19 protein-coding genes are annotated in these 20,969 nt (G+C 64.8%); 11 read left to right on the top strand and 8 right to left on the bottom strand.

The features are described 5' to 3' along the window. The first annotated feature begins 70 nt into the window (after positions 1-70). Genes ACHWUQ_RS18130 through ACHWUQ_RS18110 form a run of 5 tightly spaced genes read left to right on the top strand, consistent with a single transcriptional unit; the run spans position 71 to position 4,627 of the window. Entirely contained in the window at positions 71-565 is a 495-nt protein-coding gene (locus ACHWUQ_RS18130) for a hypothetical protein (RefSeq protein WP_239812480.1), read from the top strand. A gap of 34 nt (positions 566-599) precedes the next feature. Beyond that, positions 600-1,952, top strand: coding sequence for a glycosyltransferase family 1 protein (locus ACHWUQ_RS18125; RefSeq protein ID WP_312462295.1), 1,353 nt, complete (start codon positions 600-602; stop codon positions 1,950-1,952). Beyond that, positions 1,949-2,509 carry a D-glycero-alpha-D-manno-heptose-1,7-bisphosphate 7-phosphatase gene (locus ACHWUQ_RS18120; protein ID WP_394681978.1) on the top strand — a complete coding sequence of 187 codons (561 nt, stop codon included), beginning with the start codon at positions 1,949-1,951 and terminating at the stop codon, positions 2,507-2,509. Before ACHWUQ_RS18125 ends, ACHWUQ_RS18120 begins: the two co-directional genes overlap by 4 nt. Then, positions 2,506-3,657 (top strand): glycosyltransferase family 9 protein, encoded by a 1,152-nt coding sequence (locus tag ACHWUQ_RS18115; protein ID WP_394681977.1) that lies wholly within the window; start codon positions 2,506-2,508, stop codon positions 3,655-3,657. The genes ACHWUQ_RS18120 and ACHWUQ_RS18115 overlap by 4 nt, the downstream gene beginning before the upstream one ends. Further along, positions 3,635-4,627, top strand: coding sequence for a glycosyltransferase family 4 protein (locus ACHWUQ_RS18110; RefSeq protein WP_394681976.1), 993 nt, complete (start codon positions 3,635-3,637; stop codon positions 4,625-4,627). Before ACHWUQ_RS18115 ends, ACHWUQ_RS18110 begins: the two co-directional genes overlap by 23 nt. A 54-nt stretch (positions 4,628-4,681) precedes the next feature. On the opposite strand, the gene ACHWUQ_RS18105 is transcribed toward ACHWUQ_RS18110, so the two are convergent. The 3 genes from ACHWUQ_RS18105 to ACHWUQ_RS18095 form a co-directional block, all read right to left on the bottom strand. Further along, positions 4,682-6,133, bottom strand: a complete 1,452-nt coding sequence (locus ACHWUQ_RS18105; protein ID WP_394681975.1) for a sigma-54-dependent transcriptional regulator — start codon at positions 6,131-6,133, stop codon at positions 4,682-4,684. 392 nt (positions 6,134-6,525) lie between these two features. Further along, positions 6,526-7,527 (bottom strand): bifunctional heptose 7-phosphate kinase/heptose 1-phosphate adenyltransferase, encoded by a 1,002-nt coding sequence (locus ACHWUQ_RS18100; protein ID WP_394681974.1) that lies wholly within the window; start codon positions 7,525-7,527, stop codon positions 6,526-6,528. Positions 7,528-7,637: 110 nt separating this feature from the next. Then, positions 7,638-10,037: a catalase gene (locus tag ACHWUQ_RS18095; RefSeq protein WP_394681973.1), complete on the bottom strand. Its 2,400-nt coding sequence runs from the start codon at positions 10,035-10,037 to the stop codon at positions 7,638-7,640. Positions 10,038-10,318: 281 nt separating this feature from the next. Here ACHWUQ_RS18095 and ACHWUQ_RS18090 point away from each other — a divergent pair, with 281 nt between their 5' ends. From ACHWUQ_RS18090 to ACHWUQ_RS18065, 6 genes are all read left to right on the top strand, one after another. Then, positions 10,319-10,738: a hypothetical protein gene (locus ACHWUQ_RS18090; RefSeq protein WP_394681972.1), complete on the top strand. Its 420-nt coding sequence runs from the start codon at positions 10,319-10,321 to the stop codon at positions 10,736-10,738. A gap of 41 nt (positions 10,739-10,779) precedes the next feature. Further along, positions 10,780-11,943 (top strand): zinc-dependent alcohol dehydrogenase, encoded by a 1,164-nt coding sequence (locus tag ACHWUQ_RS18085; protein WP_239812471.1) that lies wholly within the window; start codon positions 10,780-10,782, stop codon positions 11,941-11,943. A gap of 188 nt (positions 11,944-12,131) precedes the next feature. Then, positions 12,132-12,311 (top strand): hypothetical protein, encoded by a 180-nt coding sequence (locus ACHWUQ_RS18080; RefSeq protein WP_312462305.1) that lies wholly within the window; start codon positions 12,132-12,134, stop codon positions 12,309-12,311. A gap of 243 nt (positions 12,312-12,554) precedes the next feature. After that, entirely contained in the window at positions 12,555-14,366 is a 1,812-nt protein-coding gene (locus ACHWUQ_RS18075; RefSeq protein ID WP_394681971.1) for a prolyl oligopeptidase family serine peptidase, read from the top strand. Between the two features lie 85 nt (positions 14,367-14,451). After that, positions 14,452-14,961 (top strand): hypothetical protein, encoded by a 510-nt coding sequence (locus ACHWUQ_RS18070; RefSeq protein WP_394681970.1) that lies wholly within the window; start codon positions 14,452-14,454, stop codon positions 14,959-14,961. A 67-nt stretch (positions 14,962-15,028) separates the two neighbouring features. Further along, on the top strand, positions 15,029-15,532 hold the full coding sequence (locus ACHWUQ_RS18065; protein ID WP_312415868.1) for a DUF4142 domain-containing protein: 504 nt from the start codon (positions 15,029-15,031) through the stop codon (positions 15,530-15,532). A 94-nt stretch (positions 15,533-15,626) separates the two neighbouring features. On the opposite strand, the gene ACHWUQ_RS18060 is transcribed toward ACHWUQ_RS18065, so the two are convergent. The 5 genes from ACHWUQ_RS18060 to ACHWUQ_RS18040 all read right to left on the bottom strand — a co-directional run bounded on the left by ACHWUQ_RS18060 (position 15,627) and on the right by ACHWUQ_RS18040 (position 20,640). After that, positions 15,627-17,828: an ATP-binding protein gene (locus ACHWUQ_RS18060; protein ID WP_394681969.1), complete on the bottom strand. Its 2,202-nt coding sequence runs from the start codon at positions 17,826-17,828 to the stop codon at positions 15,627-15,629. Between the two features lie 503 nt (positions 17,829-18,331). Beyond that, entirely contained in the window at positions 18,332-18,505 is a 174-nt protein-coding gene (locus ACHWUQ_RS18055) for a hypothetical protein (RefSeq protein ID WP_158400602.1), read from the bottom strand. A gap of 216 nt (positions 18,506-18,721) precedes the next feature. Next, the gene (locus ACHWUQ_RS18050; RefSeq protein ID WP_312835513.1) at positions 18,722-18,886 is read right to left on the bottom strand and encodes a hypothetical protein; all 165 of its coding nucleotides are present in this window, start codon (positions 18,884-18,886) and stop codon (positions 18,722-18,724) included. 183 nt (positions 18,887-19,069) lie between these two features. Further along, positions 19,070-19,339 carry a hypothetical protein gene (locus ACHWUQ_RS18045; protein ID WP_394681968.1) on the bottom strand — a complete coding sequence of 90 codons (270 nt, stop codon included), beginning with the start codon at positions 19,337-19,339 and terminating at the stop codon, positions 19,070-19,072. A gap of 635 nt (positions 19,340-19,974) precedes the next feature. Beyond that, complete coding sequence (locus ACHWUQ_RS18040) at positions 19,975-20,640, bottom strand: hypothetical protein (RefSeq protein WP_394681967.1); 666 nt, start codon at positions 20,638-20,640, stop codon at positions 19,975-19,977. Positions 20,641-20,969 lie beyond the last annotated feature (329 nt).

Below are 20,969 nucleotides of genomic sequence, written 5' to 3'. Positions count from 1 at the left end.
TGGCAGGGCAAATGCTGTGCCGATGCCGCTGCGCGTGGCCCGCAGGAATGCCGATTGCCCGATACCGGCCATGAAACCCCATAGCCATTTTGTAGACCACGATGCGGCCCGCGCGGCCGTTGCGCTGGCGCTGCCGTCCATCGAGAAACTGCTGCAATGCCCCGGCGTCAGCGCCTGCCATGTGCTGCATCTGGTGGTGCTCGACCCCGGCCGCCCCCATGGCAGCTGCCCGTTTGATGAAGCGGTGCTCTACGAGCATTCGGTGGGCCCGCGCGCGCACTGGGATGCCGACTACGCCCAGTTTGCCCGCGACAAGGCGCGGCTGTGCTGGCGCCACCGCATGGGGGGCCGCCAGCTGATCCTGATGGAGCCCCACCGTTTGGCCCATGACGACTCCCTGCTCTGGGGCGGCGTCTGGCTGGACGGCCTGGTGGTCGCGGCCAGTGGCGCCCTGTCCAGCTGGGACGAGGCCTGCTCGCTGATGGTGGCGGCCCACTTGCGTGCGATTGCGCTGGACCGCTCCACGGGTATGGAAATTGCCGGGGTACTGGCAGTGAAGTCTTGAACCGGTACAGCGATCCAACAGCAAGGAGCGAGTGATGGATGACGACAAGCGTTTGAACATTGCAATGATCAGCGAGCACGCCTCGCCCCTTGCGTTGACCGGCAGCACCGATGCCGGGGGCCAGAATGTCTATGTGGACAGCGTCGCCCGCTGCCTGGGGGAGATGGGCCACCAGGTGGATGTGCTGACGCGCCGCGACGACCCCGATCTGCCCGCCGAGGTTGAGATGGCGCCTGGCGTGCGGGTGCTGCATATCGATGCAGGCCCTGCACACCACATTCCCAAGGAAAAATTGCTGCAGTGGATGCCTGATTTTGCGCAGCAAGCGCGCAGCTTGCTGGAGCCCCGCCGCCGTTATGACGCGATCCATGCGAACTTTTTCATGTCTGGTTGGGTGGGCATGGCCCTGCGCAGTGCGCTGCGTGCGCCGTTGGTGACGACCTTCCATGCGCTGGGGCTGGTCCGGCGCGAACACCAGGGCGCGGCCGACGGGTTTCCTAATGAGCGCGAGACCATCGAGCGGGCGCTGGTCCATGGCTCGGACCGGCTGATTGCCGAATGCCCGCAGGACCGCAGCGACCTGATCCGGCTCTATGGCGCAATGCCGTCGCATATCGACACGGTGGCCTGCGGGGTCGACACCCAGCTGTTCCGTCCCGGCTCGCGCAGCGAGGCGAGGGCGCGGCTCGGACTGGTGCAGGATGAATTCATCGTGCTGCAGCTGGGGCGCATGGTGCCACGCAAGGGCATTGACAACGTGATCCGCGCACTGGCGCTGTTGCCGCGCACGGTGCCCGCCCGGCTGGTGGTGGTCGGTGGCGAGCAGCGCATTCCGGACCCCGAGACCTGCCCTGAGCTGGACCGGTTGATGGGCCTGTCGCATTCGCTGGGTATCAGCGAGCGGGTGAGCTTTGCCGGCCGCCGCGATCGTGAGGAGCTGCGTGACTGGTACCTGGCGGCCGATGTATTCGTCACCACGCCCTGGTACGAGCCGTTCGGCATCACGCCGCTGGAAGCGATGGCATGCGGCACCCCGGTGATCGGCAGCAAGGTGGGCGGCATTGCCTATACCGTCTGTGACGGGGTGACGGGCTACCTCGTCGAGCCCAAGCAACCACAGGCGCTGGCGCAGGCCCTGCAGAAGCTCCATGCGCAGCCGCGCCTGGCCCGGGCGATGGGGCTGGCCGGGATGCAGCGCGTGCACAAGCATTTCACCTGGGGCCAGATTGCGCGCGACCTCGCTGCTGTGTTCCAGCGCCTGTCGTCCGCCGGCGGGCGCCTGGGGGCTGCAGCCCCGGCATCGCCGGGCCCCTGGAACGCGCTGTCTGCGCCGCCCTGGCAAACTCCCGCGCTGGGGCAGGGGGGCTATGCGGGGTGGCAGCGATGACCGGCCGCAAGCCCGCGATTTTTGTCGACAAGGACGGCACCCTGGTCGAAAACGTGCCCTACAACGTCAACCCCGAGCTGCTGGAGTTCCGCCCGGGGGCATTGCAGGCCATGGCCGACTTGGCGCAGCAGGGCTATGAGCTGGTGGTGGTGACCAACCAGAGCGGCGTGGCCCGCGGCTATTTCTCGCAAGCAGAGCTGCTCGTGCTGCGCGATGCGCTGGCCCGGCGTCTGCGCGAGGAAGCCGGTGTGCAGCTGCGTGGTTTCCAGTTCTGCCCCCACCAGGCCAGCCCGGATGGGGCGCCGGTCTGTGTGTGCCGCAAACCTCTGCCCGGCATGATCGAGGAGGCCGGTGATCTCTACGACATCGACCTGGCGCGTTCCTGGATGATCGGAGATACCTTGGACGATGTCGAAGCGGGCAGCGGCGCCGGTTGCCGCACCATCCTTTACGACTCCGGCGGGGAGACCGTCTGGAAGCCAGGACCCGGGCGCGCGCCTTCGGCGCGCTGCACGGCGTGGGAAGAGGTCGTCCGCATCATTCTGGAGCCGGCATGACCTCGGCCTCTGGCGCATTGGCGCCACGCCGGGTGGCGGTGTTCCGGGCGCTGATGCTGGGGGACATGCTGGTGGCGACCCCTGCATTGCGCGCTGTCCGCGCGGCCTGGCCGCAGGCGGAAATCACCCTGGTGGGGCTGCCCTGGGCCGAGGCGCTGGCCGACCGGCTGGACAGCATCGATCGTTTTGAGCCCTTTGCCGGTTGGCCCGGTCTGCCCGAAGTGGCTGAGCCCACGCTGCAGCAGCGCGAGCGGTTTCTGCAGCGCATGCGCACGCGCCATTTTGACCTGGTGCTGCAACTGCACGGCTCGGGCGGCATCGTCAATGCGATGCTGGCCCAGTGGCAGGCCGGCCGCTTGGCCGGGTTCTGCGAAGAGGGGGCCTGCCCGGGCGGGCGGGATGCGCCGGATGCCCCGGATGCAGCCCTTTTTTTGCGCTGGCCGGACCAGGGCCATGAGCTGCAGCGCCTGCTGGCGCTGACCCGGCACCTGGGCCTGCCAGCCACCAGCAGCGACCTGGATTTCCCGCTGCACGCGGGAGACTACCAGCGCGCCCATGCGCTGGTGCCGCGCAACCGCCGCTACGTGATCGTGCATGTGGGCTCGCAACTGCCGTCGCGCCGCTGGCCGGCCGGCTATTTTGCAGAAGTGGCCGACCGCCTGGCCGAGGTGGGCTGGCCGGTCGTACTGACCGGCACTGCGGCCGAGCGCGAGCTGGTCGCCTCGGTGGCCTCGCTGATGCGTGCGCCGTGCACCAACCTCTGCGGCCAGACCGATCTGTGGACCCTGGGCACGTTGATCGACAGCGCCGCGCTGCTGGTCTGCAATGACACCGGCGTCTCCCATATCGCCGCTGCACTGCAGACGCCCAGCGTCGTGGCGGCCTGCGGCAGTGACACCGGCCGCTGGGCGCCGCTGGACCGTTCCCGCCATCGGGTGCTGGCCCATGCGCTCGAGTGCCGGCCCTGTGCGCACCGGGTCTGTCCCATCGGCCATCCCTGTGCCTGGGGGCTGTCGGCCGATACGGTGGCGCGGTCCGCTCTGGAGCTGCTCACCACCGGCCGATGGCACACCGGCCCCTCGCCAGGCGCACCGCAAGTGCCCGCCTGGCCTTACAAGGAACACCATGAGCATGCAACTCTCCGCTGAGCGGACCGTGCCCGTACTGCTGCAGCCGCGCAGAAAACTGCGGGTGCTGACCTGGCACGTCCACGGCAACTATCTCTACAACCTGACGCAGGTGCCGCACGCGTTCTGGCTCGTCACCGATACGGCGCGCAGCACCCACCACAGTGGCCGCAGTGGCAGCTTGCCCTGGGGGCCGGATGTCCATGAAGCGCCGCTGGCGCAGATCCAGTCGATGGAGTTCGACGTGGTGCTGTACCAGTCCAGACAGGCCTGGGAGACGGACCGCCATCTGCTGAGCGCGGCGCAGCAGCGCCTGCCCCGCATCGTGCTGGAGCATGACCCGCCGCAGGACAGCCCTACCAACACGCTGCACTGGTGCCAGGACCCGCAGGCCTTGCTGGTCCATGTGACCCATTTCAATGCGCTGATGTGGGACAACGGCGTCACGCCTTTCCGGGTGGTGGAGCACGGCGTCAAGCCGCTGGCCGAGCATGTCTGGAGCGGCGAGCTGGCCCAGGGGCTGGTGGTGGTCAACAACATCGGGCGGCGCGGCAGGCGGTTGGGGCTGGATATATGGCAGCAGGCTGCAGCGCAGGTGCCCTTGTGTCTGGTGGGCATGGGCAGCAAGGAAGTGGGAGGCGCTGGCGAGGTGGCGCAGCAGGCCTTGCCCGAACTGATGGCGCGCCACCGCTTCTTCTTCCATCCCGTGCGCTACACCAGCCTGGGCTTGGCCGTCATCGAGGCGATGATGATGGGCTTGCCGGTCGTCGGGCTGGCGACCACCGAGCTGGCCACGGTCATCACCAGTGGCAAGAACGGCTTTATCGACAACCGGATGGACCGCCTGGTCGAGACCATGCAGCTCCTGCTGCTCGACCGTGGCCTGGCGGCGGAGTGGGGCAGCCAGGGCCGCCGGCTGGCGCGCGAGCGCTTTGCGATCGAACGCTTTGCCAGCGACTGGAGCCGGGTGTTGCAGGAAGTGACCGCATGACCGGGGGGCGGTTACCCGGCCACGCGGACAGGCCACCCGCCCTGTGCAGCGCGCTCACTGGGGGCTGGTGTAGCCCTTGAGGCGGTTGTACAGGGTCTTGAGACTGATGCCCAGCACGGCGGCCGTGCGCTCCTTCTGGTAGAGGCATTCCTTCAGCGTCGCCTCGATCAGCTGGCGCTCGGCGGTCGCCATCGAGATACCTACCGGAAGCTGCAAGGTGGCCTCGGCTGCCGGCGGCTGCGGCGTGTCGGGGTCCCCGGCGGCGGCGGTTGCCGCCAGCGGGCGGATCTGTGCCGGCTCCTGGACGTCCATCACCGCCAGCGGCGCGCCGGTTCCGGTCTTGGGCAACCATTCCTCGTCAATGACGCCGCCCTCGGCCATGACGTAGGCCCGCTGGATGGCATTGCGCAACTCGCGCACATTGCCCGGCCAGCGGTAGCTGGTGATCTGCGCGATGGCGCCTGCGCCGAGCTTCTTGGGCTCGCCTTCCTGGGCCGATATGGCACGCAGAAAATGCTCGGCAAGCAGGGGCACATCGCTGAGCCGCTCGCGCAACGGTGGCATCTGCAGCGGAAACACATTGAGGCGGTAGAGCAGGTCCTCGCGCAGCCGGCCTTCCTTGACCGCTTCGAAAGGGCAGCGGTTGGAGGCGGCAATGATACGGACATCGGCCTGCAGGCTCTGGGCCGAGCCGACGCGATGGAAAGTGCTGGTCTCCAGCACCCGCAGCAGCTTGACCTGCAGGTCCAGCGGCATTTCGGTCACTTCGTCCAAAAACAGGGTTCCGCCGGCGGCGCGCTCGAAAAAGCCCTGGTGTTGCCGGTCGGCGCCGGTGAAACTGCCTTTTTCGTGGCCGAAGAACTCACTCTCCATCAGGTTCGGAGAAATCGCGCCGCAATTGACGGCGACAAACGGCTTGGTGCTGCGGGCACTCCTGTCATGCAGGGTCTGCGCCGCCATCTCCTTGCCGGTCCCACTCTCGCCGGTGATGAAGACCGTGATGGACGTGGGAGCCACGCGGGCAATCTGCGCATAGATGCGCTGCATCACAGGCGCCCGGCCCCACAGCCGCCCAAACTGGCCCTGCGCGGTCATCGTGGGCGCCAGTGCCGCATCGCGCGCTTCGGCGCTCAGCGGGCGGGACGCGGGTGACAACGCGGTCAGCTGCGCCAGAATTTTTTTCAACCGGGGAAACTGCACCGGCTTGACCAGGTAATCGGTAGCGCCATGGCGCAGGGCCGCGATCGAGGTGTCCAGGCTGGCATGGCCGGTGACCAGCACCACCAACGCATCGCCGACGACGTCGGCGTCCTTGAGCAGGTCCATACCACTGCCGTCAGGCAGCTGGATATCCAGCAATACCAGCGCCGGTTGCTGCAGCGCCATCTGGCGCCGCGCGTCGCGCAAGCTGTGCGCCACGGCGACCGAAAAATCATCGTCGGCGATCAAGGCCCGCATACTGGCTGCCGAGTCGGTATCGTCATCGACGATCAATACATGCTTCATAACCCTCGTTCCTCCACGACCCCCACAGACAATCAACACTGTCATGATGGCACCGAAGGCGGCGACAGACTGTGTGAAAAAGTGTCAATTTAGGTGAAGATGCTATTTGCCTTGTAGGAGAAATCTGGAGAATCCTGTCCCGCAACTGACGCTGGCTACAGGAGGCGCTATCGCATGGTGTGCTGGCAGGCGAAGACCCTGGTGAAGGCGGCTGCGGTGGCGCTAGGTATTTTTATTCGTAAAATCTATAACGATTGTTTATAGCTACATAGGCAGCGGACCGATAGCGTGGCTGCTGTCGGGTCGGCACGGCGCCATGGCGCGTCGAGAATGCCATGCCATCCCACTGCCAGGTGCCCACGGCATGTGCTGCGCGGGCGTTAGGGGTGGCGTCAGTGCGCCGGCAACCGCGCCTTGCGGGCAGTTTGGGCCCGCGCCTGCAGCAGCTCCGCTTCTGTCACTACGGCGGTACCGAACTTGGCTACCGCGAGGCCAGCAGCGGCATTGGCACCCCGTACGGCATCGTGCAATGGCTCGCCCGCAGCCAGACAGGCCGCCAGCGCGGCCAGCACCGTGTCGCCCGCGCCGCTGACATCGAACACCTCATGCGCTGCCGACGCGATGTGCACCGCAGGCTGGCCAGCGCTGAACAGGGACATGCCCCGGCTCCCCCGGGTCACGAGCAGATGCTCCAGGCGCAGCCGCGCCCGCAGCGCTTCCATCAGAGAGGCGAACTCGGTGTCATCGCTCCAGCTGCCGGTGACGGCAGCCGCTTCCTTTTCATTGGGTTTGAGCAGCCAGGCACCGGCATACTGGTCAAAGCAGTTGCCCTTGGGGTCCACCAGCACCTGGCAGCCCTGTTGCCGGGCCTGTTGCAGCAGCTGGTCGCACTGGGCCAGCACGCCTTTGTGGTAGTCGCTCAGCACCACCCAGGGGTGTTGCGGCAGCAGCTCGGCCACCAGCGCGCACAGCGCCTGCAGCGCGTCTGGCGGAATGGGCTGCTCGATGTCGACGCGCAGCAGCTGGTGGTGGCTGCAGACGGCCCGGATCTTCTGGGTCGTCGTGGCCTGCGGGCTGCGTACGGCCTTCAGGGTCACACCGGCCGCCTCAATGAGGCCGCTCAACTGGTCACCTGCTGCATCGCTACCCAGCCAGGTGACCAGGGTGGAGACACTGCCGAGCGACGCCAGATTGGCGGCCACATTCGCCGCGCCCCCTGCGCGTTGCCACTCATGGTGCATCGACAGGACTGGCACCGGCGCCTCGGGGGAGATGCGGTCCACCTGGCCGTCCCAGTAGCGGTCAAGCATGCCATCGCCCACGACGAGTACGGGCTGCGCCACGCGGGAAGGCAGGAAGCCGGATGGATAGCCATCAAGAGGGAGATAAGTCATCATGTGCTCCTGCAAAAATGCTTGTCGAAGCGGAACATCCGGTTCGGTGGCGGGCATGTGCCGGCTCCGGGCGCAGGCCGGCCGGGCCCGCCGGCCAGCCTGCCCGGCGCTTACACACGCGGTGGATCGCTCTCGCGTTCGAAATGGCGATGCTGGGTGATCGCGCTGACGAAGTCCTCGAAATCGGAGGCCGTCGCACCCATCACCACCCCAGGGTCCTGCTCGCCGCTGGGCAGCGACGTCGGAATCTTGGCCATCTGCATCAGCGCCGAGGCATCGGGCATCACCAGGATGGGCTTGCAATGGCGGTACTGGTTCAGGATGTACTCGGCGGTATAGCCATTGGCGGCCAGCGCCTGCACCCCTGCATCCCCATTGGCCAGCGCCAGCGCGTCGAACAGAAAGCTCGGCTCGTTCTCCAGCGATGCATCGGCATCGATCGCGACGCCGTCAGCGGTTGCCACCGGGCCGATGCGCGGCGCGACAAAGCGGGGCACCGCGCCCTGCGCAAACAGCGCCTGGTGCAATGCGACGGCGCTCTCTCCATCGGAGCCGTCCGCCACCAGGATGGCGACCTTGCGGCCCTGGATATGCATCTCGCCGGGGCGCGAGACCAGCGACAGCGCGGGCGACTGCAACACCTCGGGCGTGGCGGGTTGCACCAGCGCCAGCGGCATGGCCTCGGGCAGCGCCGCAATGCCCAACCCCTGGGCGACCTGCATGGCCAGCGCGTCGGAGACATTGCGCAGCGACGAGACCATGCGCTCGCGGATGGCGGGCACCGTCACCTTGCTCAGCTCGAAACGGAAGGCGGCAGCAATATGGGCCTGCTCGACCGGGCTTTGGCTATCGAAGAACAGCTTGGCCTGCGTGTAGTGGTCGGCAAACTTCTCCGGTTTGGCGCGCACCTTGCCTTGGGCCTCCTGCGCCTGCATGCGCGCTGGCACCGAGACAAAGCCCTGCGCGGCGCCCGCCTGGAACGGGCAGCCACCGGCCAGCGAATTGGGCTCATAGGCGACCTTGCCGCGCGCAATGGCCTGCCGGTGCATGCCATCGCGCTGGTTGTTGTGCACCTGCACGACCGGTGCATTGATCGGGATTTCATGGAAATTGGGGCCGCCCAGCCGAGATATCTGGGTGTCCACATAGGAGTGGATGCGGCCGGCCAACAGCGGGTCGTTGGAGAAGTCGATGCCCGGGATCACATGGGCGGCGCAGAACGCGACCTGTTCGGTCTCGGCAAAGAAGTTGTCCGGGTTGCGGTTGAGCACCATGCGCCCGACGGGGCGCACAGGCACCAGCTCTTCCGGGATGATCTTGGTGGCATCCAGGATGTCGAAGCTGAAGCCATCGGCTTCTTCCTCGGTGAAGACCTGCACGCCCAGTTCGTACTCGGGGTAGGCGCCGGCCTCGATGCGCTCCCACAGATCGCGGCGGTGGTAGTCGGGATCGGCGCCAGAGATCTTCAGTGCTTCGTCCCACACCAGAGAATGCGTGCCGGCCATCGGCGTCCAGTGGAATTTGACAAACACCGACTGCCCTTCCGTATTAACCAGCCGGAAGGTGTGCACCCCGAAGCCCTGCATCGTCGCATAGCTGCGCGGTATCGCCCGGTCCGACATCAGCCACATCAGCATGTGGGTGGACTCGGGCATCAGCGACACAAAGTCCCAGAACGTGTCGTGCGCACTGGCGGCCTGGGGCATCTGGTGGTGGGGCTCGGGCTTGACGGCATGGACCAGGTCGGGAAACTTCATCGCATCCTGGATGAAGAACACCGGCATGTTGTTGCCGACCAGGTCCCAGTTGCCTTCGTTGGTATAGAACTTGACGGCAAAGCCTCGCACATCGCGGGCCGTGTCCTTGGAGCCGCGTTCACCCTGCACCGTTGAAAAGCGCACGAAGACCGGGGTGACCTTGCCGGCCTTCTGAAAAGGCGCCGCACGCGTCAGGTCGGTCAACGGCTCGTAGCATTCGAAATAGCCATGGGCCCCAGAGCCTCGGGCATGGACGATGCGCTCAGGAATGCGCTCATGGTCGAAGTGCGTGATCTTCTCGCGCAGGATGAAGTCCTCCAGAAGCGCAGGCCCTCGCTCGCCATATTTGAGCGAGTTCTGGTTGTCGGCAACCGGCACCCCCTGGTTGGTGGTCAGGACTTGGCCCTCGGAGTCCACGCGCACCCGGTCGAGCGTGCCGATGGTCGCGTTCGTGCCAGCGGGCGCGATGCTGCCGGTCTTGGCCGAGGTTTCCAGCTCCGACAGCGTGCTGGCGGTGGGAAGCCGGGATGGCGCATCGGCATGTGCGCCGGGCGCCGGGCTGAGGCCGCTGTCGAAGCCATGCTCGCCCGCCTTGTTGGGGTTGTAGGGGCGGGCTGCGGCCAGTTCCTCGGTTTGCGCTGCTTTGAGCGACAGCAGATCGGCCGCCCCGCTGGCAGCCGGCCCGCTGTCCGTATTGCGCGCAGGTGCGGCTTGGGTGCTGGGGCTGGACACGGAATCAGTGGTTTTGGGCATGGAACACCTTTTCATGGGGGAGGGAAGAGCAGGCCCGCGAACGGGTCACAGAGCGCGACGGCGCCTTCGGCCTGGTAGGCATCTGCCTGTACCGCATGCCACAAGAGGCTTGCGGCAACGGACGGCTCCCCACACAGGGCAAATGCCGTGCCTGCGGGCCTGCGGCGGCAGAAACCAAGGCAGAACCCATCTCCTCGCGGCCAGGCACGCCAATTGCCGGTGGCATGTCGAGGATCTATGCCCTGCCGGGGCATATGCCCTGCATCACCCAGGAGAGCCCTATGACCCCTTCTTATGACCGTGCACCTTTCCTCGCTGCCGTGCTGGGACTGGCGGCGGCGCTGCTGCCACCGCTGGGGTATGCCCAAGCGGCTGCGGCCCCCGACGCGGATGCGTCGCATGGCGCGATCATCGACCGGACGCCCGAGCGCCGGGTGCCGGAGCGCCCCGCTGTTCCGGCCCCCCGCAGCACCGATCCGGAACCCGATGAAAGCCGCCAGACGCTTCCCGATGCCGACAGGCGGCATGACACGCGCCCGGACCACGACGCATCGGGGCGCCTGGCTGTGCCGCAGCCAGACCGCGATGGCATTCCGGATGCGTCCACGGCGCCTGCTGCCCCTGCGGCCAACGGTGCCCCCGGCGCACCGCCTGACCGACCCGCTCCCGGACGGACCCCTGTACCTGCCCCCGTCCGCTGAAACCCGGCGCCCAAGAACCTCGACACCGAAGGAAACCCCCTATGAAAGCCTTGACCTACCACGCTGCCAAGGATGTGCGCTACGAATCGATGCCCGACCCCGTTCTTCGCGACGATGAGGACATCATCATCCAGGTCACCGCCACGGCGATCTGCGGCTCGGACCTGCATATCTACCGGGGCAAGATTCCGGACATGGAGTCCGGGGACATCCTGGGCCACGAATTCATGGGCGTGGTGCAGGAGGTCGGGCCCGCAGTGCGCCATGTCCAGAGAGGCGACCGCGTGGTGGTGCCGTTTGTCATCGCCTGTGGCGAGTGCTTTTTCTGTGACAAGGCCTTGTTTGCCGCCTGCGAAGAGACCAACCCCGGGCGCGGGGCGATTCTCAACAAGAAAAAACTCCGGCCGGGCGCGGGCATGTTCGGCTACAGCCACCTCTACGGCGGCTATTCCGGCGGCCAGGCGGAATATGCGCGGGTGCCCAAGGCCAATACCGGGCCCATCGTGATACCGGCGGCCCTCAGCGATGAGCAGGTGCTGTTTCTGTCCGATATTTTGCCGACCGGTTACCAGGCGGCGCTGAACGCGCGCGTGAGCCCGGGCTCATCGCTGGCCATTTTTGGCGCCGGGCCGGTGGGCTTGATGGCGGCGCTGTGTGCCCGTTTTCTCGGTGCGGAGCGGATCTTCATGGTCGACGACAACGATGAGCGCCTCGATTTCGCGCGGCAGACCTATGGTGTCACGCCGATCAATTTCGACAAGATCGACGACCCGGCCGACTTCATCCTCGAAGTGACCAAGGGCCGGGGGGTGGACGCGACGATCGACGCCGTGGGCTTTGAGGCCAAGGGCAGCGCGGTCGAGACCTTGCTGACGAACCTGAGGATCGAAGGCTCCAGCGGCAAGGCGCTGCGCCAGTGCATTGCCGCCACGCGCCGGGGCGGCGTGGTCAGCGTTCCGGGGGTCTATGCCGGGTTCATCCACGGCTTCCTGTTCGGCGATGCGTTTGAAAAGGGGCTGTGTTTCGAGATGGGCCAGACCCATGTGCAAAAGTACCTGCCGGAGCTGCTGGGCCATATCCTCAGCGGCGCGATGCACCCCGAGGTGATCATTTCCCACCGCATGGCCTTGGCCGATATCGTCAAGGGCTATGAGATTTTCGACAAGCAGCAGGACCATTGCCGCAAGGTGATATTGACGCCCTGATGCGGGCAGGCACTGCCGGGGTAGTGTGGTTTCATGCGCAAGCCTGCAATTGTTTCTGCAAATCTTTCTCTCCGCTGCGGGAGTAAAGCCCGGCACAACGGCATTTCCCTCAACGTGTTCCCATGGCATGGATCCTGCATTAATCGGTGTGCCGAAGCTCTTTTCGGTAATTCCTCCAGGAGAGAATCATGACCCAGCAACATCGCAATGATACGAACCAGAAGCAGGACAACAACGCCAAGTCCGAGCAGCAACGCGGCGGCGCGCAGCAGCAGAACCAGGACAGCAGCCAGCGCAAGCAAGACCAGCAAGGCAACAAGAGCGAAGGCAGCAAGAACGACGCCAACAAAGGCAGTCAGCAGCGCTAAGCGGCCTGCGGCTTGGTAGCCATTACCAAGCCGCTTTTTGATGACCTCATCGCTTCCAGGTTCTATCCCATGCCCGATGCTTTCACGCCCGATGATGTTTTTCTTGACCAGGTTATCTCCGGCTTGGATATGTCCCAAGATAACCAGGTGCTGTGCACAGTCCAATATGCGGACAAGGACAAAGATGATTATCTCTCCGATATATGGCTGCTTCCCACCGAACCGGGGGCAGCACCGCGGAAGTTGACGGCTGAGCCGTCCAAGAATACGGCGGCGCGCTGGTCTCCGGACGGCCGGCAGATCGCGTTTCTGTCGGACCGGCGTGATGGCACCGCGCAGCTGTACCTGATGCCGGGTGAGGGCGGTGAGGCCCGGCAGATCACCAACCTGGCCCGTGGCGCCAACGATATCCGCTGGCGCCCCGATGGCCAGGCACTGCTGGCGCTGGGCAATGTCACCGTGGACCCCGACGCGGGCCGCGAAGGTGCGCGCCAACGCGACGGCGCCCATCGGGCAGCCCCGGATCTGAATGCGCCGCAGCGCTGCTGGCGGCTGCCGTACAAGATGGATGGCAGGGACTACACGCTGCATACCCGCAACCACCTGTTTTTGGTGGCGGTGCCCGGCGGCCAGACCACGCAGCTGACCGCAGGTGACTACGATGTGCGCGCGGCCGCCTGGAGCCCGGACGGCAACAGCATCTGCATTGCCAGGACGCGTGAGGCAGACAACGAATACCACTGCACCGATATCTGGTTGCTGCATTTGCAGGACGGCCAGGTCGCGCAGTCCGAGCGCCTCAGTGTGGCGCAAAGCAACAGCGCCTCGCCGAGCTGGTCACCCGATGGACGCTGGATCGTCTTCATGGGGGCCGAGCAGGCCGGCGATGCCCAGAACCGGCTGTGGCTGATCGATCTGCACAGCAAGAAGGTCAGCGGCCTCGGGTCCGCATCGCTGGAGGTGCTGGCCGGCGATCTGTGCTGGTCCAAGGATTCGCGTTCACTGGGCTTTGTGCAGGTCAAGAACGGTCTGCAGTGCGCCGCCTCGATAGCCATACCTGCGGGCGAGGTCCGGATATTGCGGGGCGGAGATTTCCATGTCGGCGCGCTGGTTCAGGCCAATGGCCTGGCGTATACGCGGGAAGACCTGGTGCATCCGCAGGAAGTCTATTTCCAAGGGCCCGGCGATGCGCAGGAACGCGCCATCAGCCATTTCAACGACTGGCGGAATGACCGGCACGCGATGGTGGCCGAATACCGCCGTTTTCAGGTGCCCGATGGCAACGGAGGCAAGGAGTCTGTGGATGCCTGGATATTGCGTCCGGACAAGGCATCGGGGTGTTTTGCTCCGTCCACCAGGCCCTTGCTGCTCGATTTTCACGGCGGCCCTGCCAGCTATGTGGACCTGACATTTGCATCGCACGCTTACTGGCAGATGCTGGCATCCCAGGGCTGGACGGTGGTGTCGGCGAACGCGGTGGGATCGAGCAGCTACGGCAGAGCGTTTTGTGGCCGCCTGCGCGGCAAATGGGGCGAGCTGGACCTGCCCCAACACCTGGATATTGTCCGTCAGCTCCAAGCGGACGATCTGGTGGACGCGCATGTGGCAGTGACCGGCAACTCCTATGGCGGATTCATGGCGGCCTACAGCATCGCGCATGAGAGCAGCTTGAAAGCCGCCGTTGTCAGTGCGCCTGTCGCCAATATCGAATCCCATTTCGGCACGTCGGACAGCGGGTACTACTCGGATACCTATTCGATGGACCTGCCGCAGGAAGATTTCCGCCGCACGGTCTACCGCCTGTCGCCGACCTTTTCGATCGAACATGCGACGGCACCGACCTTGTTCATTCAGGGGCTGGAAGACCAGCGTTGCCCGCGTTCGCAGACCGAAGAACTGTATGTGAAGCTGGCCTACCTGGGTCAGGCCAGAACCGAGATGGTGCTGTATCCGGGAGGCAGCCATTCGTTCGCGGTGTCCGGCAAGCCGTCGCACCGGGTCGATCTGCTCGAGCGCATGCGGGCCTGGATGGCCGATTCGCTGCCAAAGGCATGACCGGGATGCGCTTTTTCAATCGAGGGCTGAGCGGCGGTGACCTTGTGTCCGCAGCCGCCAACAGCCCAGCAACCAGGAGACCGAGATGAATGCAGACAAATCGCCCAGCCGGGCCCGGCGGGTATTGCCGGGGCTGGCGTTGGCACTGGCCAGCATGCTGGCGCTGAGCGCCTGTGACCGCGACAAGGCAGACTCCGCGTTTCCCGTCCCCAAGGTGCCGCCACCGCCTGCAGAGCCTGGCGGACCGGGCGCAACCTACCCGGGTGCCGGCAGCCCGGAAAGAGGCAGCAATGCCGCGCGGGTGGATGCCCAGGGCCATGGCGCCACGATCACCGGCAAGGACCCGGACCTGGGCGTGACGCCGAAAGCGCCCGATTCCGGCGCTGGAGGCGCCAGCGGTGGCGCGGGAGCGGGTGCCGCCGGCTCAGGTGCGGCCGGCCCAGGTGCCGCTGGCCCAGGTGCGGCCAGCGCGCCGCCTGCCACCAGCGCTGCGCCGAGCGACAACGCAGCCTCCGGTGGGGCTGCGCCCGGGGGCAGCGGTGCGGTGCCCGACGGCTCCACCCACAGTGCGCCTGCCGGTGATGGCGGCCACTGAGCCCGCAAGGGCCATTCCATCCCAGCCAACCGACGTTCCCCTTTCCGTGTATTTCAAAGGAGCAGCCATGACAACCATCACCCGTTTTTCAGCGATTCTCTGCGGTCTGGCATGGGCGGCCTCGGCGCAAGCCGACGTCAGCAAGCAGGACGAGGCCTTCTTGCAGCAGGCCGCTGCCGGGGGTCTGTACGAGGTCCAGGCAGGCCATCTGGCGCAGCAAAAGGGCACCAGCTCGGCGGTCCAGTCGTTCGGCTCGACGCTGGTCAAGGACCACACGGCGGCCAACGCGGAACTCAAGGCGCTCGCCAGCAGCAAGGGCGTGCGTTTACCGACAACGCTGCCGAATGACAAAACCCAGCGCCTGGCCAATGTGGCGCAAGCGAAAAACTTCGACCAGACCTTTATCGATGAGGTGGGGTTGAACGACCATGCGCACGACATCGGGCTTTTCGAGAAGGCCAGCAGGTCCGCAGATGATGCCCAGGTGCGGGCCTTTGCCGCCAAGACCTTGCCGGCCCTCCAGGCCCACCGCGCACATGCGCTGGGCATGAAAAAGAACCAGGGTCAATAGGCAGTACCGGCCCAGGCTGCGGCAACTGCCCAGCGTACGGCATTGCAGCAGCGCAGGTCTGCTGCCCGCTTTACCGGACGGGCTAACACGGGGCTCACATGCCGGTGCCAAACGATGCCATCAGCTTTTGCATTGGCAACGTGCTAAGCATGTCGGTCAGCAGCTTGATGTTGACGGGCTTGACCAGGTGGGCGTCAAAGCCTGCTTCCTCGGACTGGCGCCTGTCTTCTTGCTGGCCCAGACCGGTCAACGCGATGATGGTGATGGCCCGGCCCCAGGGCAGCTGGCGCATGCGGCGGCAGACTTCCAGGCCATTCATGTCGGGCATGCCAATGTCCAGCAGCACCACTTCAGGCTGCAGGACCTGGCCCTGGCTCAGTGCCTGGGCACCACTGCAGACGGTCTGCACATGGTGGCCCTCCATTTTGAGTATCGTGGCCAGCGACATCGCTGCGTCGGCATTGTCGTCGGCAATCAGCACGCGGCGCGGGATGCTGTCGCGTGGAGCGAGTGGCAGCGGCAGCGGCGGGGTTTCCAGCTCAGCCTGCGGCAAAGCGACGCAGAAGCGGCTTCCCCTGCCCAGGCCTTCACTGTGCGCCTGGACGCTTCCTCCGTGCATCTCCACCAGCCGCTTGACGAGCATCAGGCCTATGCCGAGCCCACCCTGTGAACGCTCCAGGCTGCGGTCCACCTGGCTGAACATTGCAAAGATATGGTCGAGTTGGTCCTGGGGGATGCCCGAGCCGTTGTCCTGGACGCTGATCAGTACGCGAGGACCACTGCTCTCCACCTGCAACTGGATGAGCCCGCCCGGGGCCGTGTATTTGGCCGCATTGGTCAGCAAATTGCCCAGGATCTGCGTCAACCGGGCAGAGTCGCCATTGACCGCCACGGGTTGCGAAGGCAGTGTCAACTGCAGTTGGTGGCCCCGTGCGTCCAGCGCGGGGCGGCACATTTCAACGGCTTGCCGAACGGCGTCTTCCACCGCGACGTTCTCCATGCGCAGCTCCAGCTTGCCGCGGTTGATGCGGTTGACATCGAGCAGGTCGTCCACCAGGCGCACCAGCTGCTGGAGCTGGCGCTCCATGACTTCATTGGCCTCCATCACCTGCTGCCAGTTGCCGCGCGAGCGCCTCTGCACCTCCAGCATGTTGCGCATCGGTGCCAGCGGGTTGCGCAGCTCATGGGCCAGCATCGCCAAGAATTCGTCCTTGTGCTGGCGCTCCTGTGCCAACTCCGATTCGCTTTGGTGCCGCTCAATGAGTTCGGCTGCCTGGCGCGCCAGCAGATCGATGTAGCGCAGCGCATCGGGGGAGGGCCCCCCGGGCTGGCGGTAATGGTTGTTGAGCATGCCCAGCAGCCGCCCATCGCGGCTCAGCAAAGGGGTGCACTGGATAGCGCGGATGTCATCCTCGACGACGATCTCCAGCCCGACGGTGCCACGCAGTGCTTCGAGTTCCAGCACATCGGGGACGACCAGGCGCTGTATATTCCGCGCTGCCTCACCGCAACTGGCATCCCAGCCATCTTCAAGAAAGTGTGCGACGAGGCGCTCGCCCAAGCCCTGGTGCACGACGATGCGCAGGCTGCGTTTGGCAGGATCCCAGATCTGGATATTGCCTTTATCGGTGCCCGAGATATCGGCCGCCGCCGCCAGAATCTTTTTCAGCAGCAGCTCGAACTGGCCCGGCCCGACCAGCTCGGCGCTCAGCGCCTGCAGGCGGGCCAGCGAATCGAGCTCCTTGCGCAGATGCGCCGCAGCGCGTTCGCGTTCGACGACGATGCCGGTCGCCAACGCACCGAATTCGGCCACGCGGCGCTCCCAGGCATTGGGCTCGCGTGCCTCGCCCAGACACAGAAAGAAAGAGCCGACAGCCCTGGAGCCATGGCCTTGGGCCGGGTGGGAGTGGCACGCGCGAATTCCGTTTTCCAGGCACAGCCGCCGCCAAGCGGGGGACCATTGCGATGAATTTTCAACGTCAGCGCAGGTGACCGGCTGGCCGGCGTAGATCGCGGTGCCACAGGTGCCGATGAGGGCCTCGCCGATCGGCAGACCCCGGACCGACTCTGAAAAAGACGGCGGAAAATGCGAGGAATAACCACCGGCCATCTCGCTGCGGTCATGGTTGGTCAGCAGCACACAGGCCCGTGTGCCCGGAGCCAGGCGCCCCACGGCCTCGGTCAGCGCATCCAGGCACGTGGCAATGGGTGCGCCTGAGGCGATCATCAGCAGCGCCTGCCTTTGCTCCAGGTCGAGCTGCGCCATCTGCTGGGCCAGTTGAAATGGTGAATCCAAGGGGCTCTCCAAATAGGTACAGCGAGGCCGTACGAGGGAATCGCTACAAAGGCATGGAGAACAGGGAGGGCTAATTCCGCAGGCCATGGCGGCAGTAAGGACGGTCACCCATTGTCCGCACAATATGAACAATTGTGAGTCAGCAGGTGCCTCTATACGGCGTAGGAGTCACCTAGGCGGCTCCCGGGCTGGACATGGTCCGGTGAAAGGAGTAGAGCACGGCGTGCAACGCGAAAGCCCGCTGGCAGGGCCAGCGGGCTTCGGACAACGCAGAGGGCCGTCAGGTCATTGCGATAAGAAAGCCGATGCTTGCGAGAAGCCGTTCATGCCAACTTGAACCGGATGGAGGGGAAATGCATGAACTCGGCAGGAAACGGAATGGGAGGTTGGAGAACCTCAGGCAGACATTCAGCGCACGGACATCTCACGGTCGTGCGCTCCAGACAACTGCGCATTGACAATGCTTTATCTGCATCGCGCAGTGCGCAGGTCTGCGAACGCGTCTACGTTGCCAACTGCTTGGCGTTCTGGAGGGCGGCCAGACGGCGGTATTTTTCGAAGGTCTTGCTGATGTCCGTGGACACGGCGGGAACATAGCGGTTTTGCTTCTCACCACGCTGCGCGACTAAGGGTCGGGTTGGCATGGTCAGCATCGGAAATGATGGCTGGTGTTGCATGACGAACTCCTTTCTTCGATGGCTCCATCATCTGCGCTCAAGCGGGGGGGCAGTGTAGGCATCGTCTGAGGAATGTCAAAAGGTTTTAGCTGACTGCCTGTAGTGCTTTTGCCATTGCAGCCATCGCAGCTGTCCCGGTTACCGCCAGTGTCTGGTCTACAGTGAGCAAAAAAATGCCCGCATGAGCGGGCGTACAGTAAGAGGAATGCCGAGCCATCACTGCTGCGACTGCTGGCGCTGGCGCTCGCGTTCGGCATCGCCCCCGTCCTGGTGCTCGCGCTCCTGGTGCTCGGGGGGGAGCCTCAGTTGGTCCTGCATCTTGGCTTCATCCTCGGGCTTTTCGCCATTGGGGCTTTGGAATCCTTGCTGTCGGTTCGTCATCGCTATCTCCTCATCGGTACACGCAGCTGTCAAGGCTGCAAGACCAGCTTAGGCGCGAAGGGGCCTGCGCGGTGTAGTCGCTGTTCTCGCATGGTCGTAGTGCGGCGAATGCGCCGCAACTGCCTCAACTTCCTCAACTCCCTGCGTGCATGCGGGATGGGCTGTCCGCACAGCCGCCCTCAGTCACTTTGCGCTAGGAGAAGGAGGCTGCCTGTCCAGCAGCACGAGTTCGCCCTCCACTTCGATGGCGTTATGCGCCAAGGATTTTTGCAATGGCATCCCCAATACCCGTTGTTCCCAGAAATCCGGGATGCTGGGTGTCCAGGATGCTCCCAACGTTGGGTCGCTGATCAGCGTTTGAAGACCTGCCTCGGTGAGATGGAGCCGGTGAGGAGTGCGCCCGCTTTTCAACACCTGGAGGAAAGCCGATTCAATCGTGTCGTACAAGCTCATAGCAGTGGTTGGATGAATAAGGTGATAGGTCCTGTAATTAGTACGGAAGAAATGGTAGCGCAGTTCCCCACGCTGTGAAAAGCGGGGTGGAGGCACGTGTAACGCAGGCGCGGGGAAATGGCCGGCAATGGATGCCTTGCCAGGGCGCGCACGGCGTGCGCGTTATTCGGCGATCTGCGGTCTCGCCATGTGCGCAGCAGGCCTACGCGGGCGGCAGGCGGTGGCGATTGAGGCACCCTCTGCAAAACGCGCTGACCAGTCAGCGTGCGGACGCAGGCGATCCGCTAGCTTGTCTCTGTTGCCAAGGACACGCTATGGACTGCAAAAGACGCGTTGCGCCCTATCGCCATCCGCGTCGATCCGAAGGGGCGAGGATTTCGCGGAGTTTCCCAGAGCAGGGCGAAGGGGGTGGGCGCAAGGCCGACACAGCTTGGTGAGGCGTCTGAAAAAGCAGGTTCAAAAAAGGTCCGGTCGGCGTTCCGGTGCCTTATTTGAATCGATGGGTTAATGACATGTTTTATTTTTTTAATAACCACGGAGAATTTTGTACCCAGCTTGATCGGATTGCCCCAGCCTGTGCGCTGTTAGCGATGCATTAAAAAGCCGGCGCTGTCAGGCTGCCGGCGATAAGTCATTTACGGGGAGGGCTTGCGTTTGTTGACGGAAACGGGGGAGGGGTCCGTGTTGGGGCTGCTGCGGTTGCGGCTGCCGCGCCAGCGGTTGAAGTCATCGGAAAATGTCTGATAACGCTCACCACGCCAGGCTTCATAATCGCTGTCCAGATTCGCGATCTGCTCCTGGCGCCACTGGTGATAATCCTGGTCATGCTGGGAATACTGCCGGCCTGGCGCGTCCTGGCCTGGGCCGTAGGCCGAGTGGGCCCCAGATGGATGGCGGCTCCCGGAAAAGCTGCCTTCGTCGCTGCTGCCCGCGCCGGAGCTGCGGCGCATGCCATATTGGGGATAGACATCGTCGGGCTGCGCGATGGAAGGATCAGCGGCCCCGCTGCGCCAGTCCGGCGAGGCTGAGAATCGCCCCCCGTTCTCCCGCCTTTCATACTCAGCATTCCAGCCGCGGTTGTCGCCCCAGCCTTGCTCCCGGTAGCTGCGGTCCTGTGCCTGGCTGGACCTATAAGACCCAAAGCTGCCGCGCTCGGCGTCGCCGCTATCGTTTGTCGCGGTGCCATGTGGGCCCTGGCTGGGATCCGCATATCCACTATCGCCGTCCGAGTGCCTGATGTCAGATCCTCCATGGGGGTCATCTCGGCCATGTCCCTGCTTGTCAAAATACCTGGTGCTCATCGTGTGCTCCTGTTGTCGACCGCTCGGTCGGTCATTCCAATTTATGGCTCCTGACCATCCCGGTTTGTAGGGCATGTCTTGTGTAGTCGTAGGCGTTTGAGGGGCGGAGAAGGCATGCCAACGCTCATTACTGGTGAGGGTGCGTTTGGGAATTGAACGATGGCGCCCTGTATTCAATAAATTTACTTCTGGATACGCTTTAACGGCCAACTATCGAAGCTTGCGCTGTTTCGCAGCGCTCCCTAGAGCGAACCGCGGTCCAGCTGGCGTTTCAATGAAGGCGTATGGGACCGTACGGAGCGGGTGTTGGTGGTTACCTGCGGTTCGTC

The sequence above is a fragment of the uncultured Comamonas sp. genome (genome assembly GCF_964277875.1).
In the GTDB taxonomy this organism is placed as follows: Bacteria; Pseudomonadota; Gammaproteobacteria; order Burkholderiales; family Burkholderiaceae_C; genus Comamonas; species Comamonas sediminis.
Note: the sequence above shows the minus strand (reverse complement) of the source record. Positions and strands in the feature narration are given on the sequence as shown.

What these genes read in the sequence shown, in the direction of transcription:
- ACHWUQ_RS18120 (WP_394681978.1), top strand. Translation starts at nt 1,949, where the DNA reads ATGACCGGCCGCAAGCCCGCGATTTTTGTCGACAAGGACGGCACCCTG.
- ACHWUQ_RS18105 (WP_394681975.1), bottom strand. Translation starts at nt 6,133, where the DNA reads ATGAAGCATGTATTGATCGTCGATGACGATACCGACTCGGCAGCCAGT.
- ACHWUQ_RS18130 (WP_239812480.1), top strand. Translation starts at nt 71, where the DNA reads ATGAAACCCCATAGCCATTTTGTAGACCACGATGCGGCCCGCGCGGCC.
- ACHWUQ_RS18040 (WP_394681967.1), bottom strand. Translation starts at nt 20,640, where the DNA reads ATGAGCACCAGGTATTTTGACAAGCAGGGACATGGCCGAGATGACCCC.
- ACHWUQ_RS18110 (WP_394681976.1), top strand. Translation starts at nt 3,635, where the DNA reads ATGAGCATGCAACTCTCCGCTGAGCGGACCGTGCCCGTACTGCTGCAG.
- ACHWUQ_RS18115 (WP_394681977.1), top strand. Translation starts at nt 2,506, where the DNA reads ATGACCTCGGCCTCTGGCGCATTGGCGCCACGCCGGGTGGCGGTGTTC.
- ACHWUQ_RS18050 (WP_312835513.1), bottom strand. Translation starts at nt 18,886, where the DNA reads ATGACGAACCGACAGCAAGGATTCCAAAGCCCCAATGGCGAAAAGCCC.
- ACHWUQ_RS18055 (WP_158400602.1), bottom strand. Translation starts at nt 18,505, where the DNA reads ATGCAACACCAGCCATCATTTCCGATGCTGACCATGCCAACCCGACCC.
- ACHWUQ_RS18125 (WP_312462295.1), top strand. Translation starts at nt 600, where the DNA reads ATGGATGACGACAAGCGTTTGAACATTGCAATGATCAGCGAGCACGCC.
- ACHWUQ_RS18090 (WP_394681972.1), top strand. Translation starts at nt 10,319, where the DNA reads ATGACCCCTTCTTATGACCGTGCACCTTTCCTCGCTGCCGTGCTGGGA.
- ACHWUQ_RS18085 (WP_239812471.1), top strand. Translation starts at nt 10,780, where the DNA reads ATGAAAGCCTTGACCTACCACGCTGCCAAGGATGTGCGCTACGAATCG.
- ACHWUQ_RS18070 (WP_394681970.1), top strand. Translation starts at nt 14,452, where the DNA reads ATGAATGCAGACAAATCGCCCAGCCGGGCCCGGCGGGTATTGCCGGGG.
- ACHWUQ_RS18100 (WP_394681974.1), bottom strand. Translation starts at nt 7,527, where the DNA reads ATGACTTATCTCCCTCTTGATGGCTATCCATCCGGCTTCCTGCCTTCC.
- ACHWUQ_RS18065 (WP_312415868.1), top strand. Translation starts at nt 15,029, where the DNA reads ATGACAACCATCACCCGTTTTTCAGCGATTCTCTGCGGTCTGGCATGG.
- ACHWUQ_RS18045 (WP_394681968.1), bottom strand. Translation starts at nt 19,339, where the DNA reads ATGAGCTTGTACGACACGATTGAATCGGCTTTCCTCCAGGTGTTGAAA.
- ACHWUQ_RS18095 (WP_394681973.1), bottom strand. Translation starts at nt 10,037, where the DNA reads ATGCCCAAAACCACTGATTCCGTGTCCAGCCCCAGCACCCAAGCCGCA.
- ACHWUQ_RS18080 (WP_312462305.1), top strand. Translation starts at nt 12,132, where the DNA reads ATGACCCAGCAACATCGCAATGATACGAACCAGAAGCAGGACAACAAC.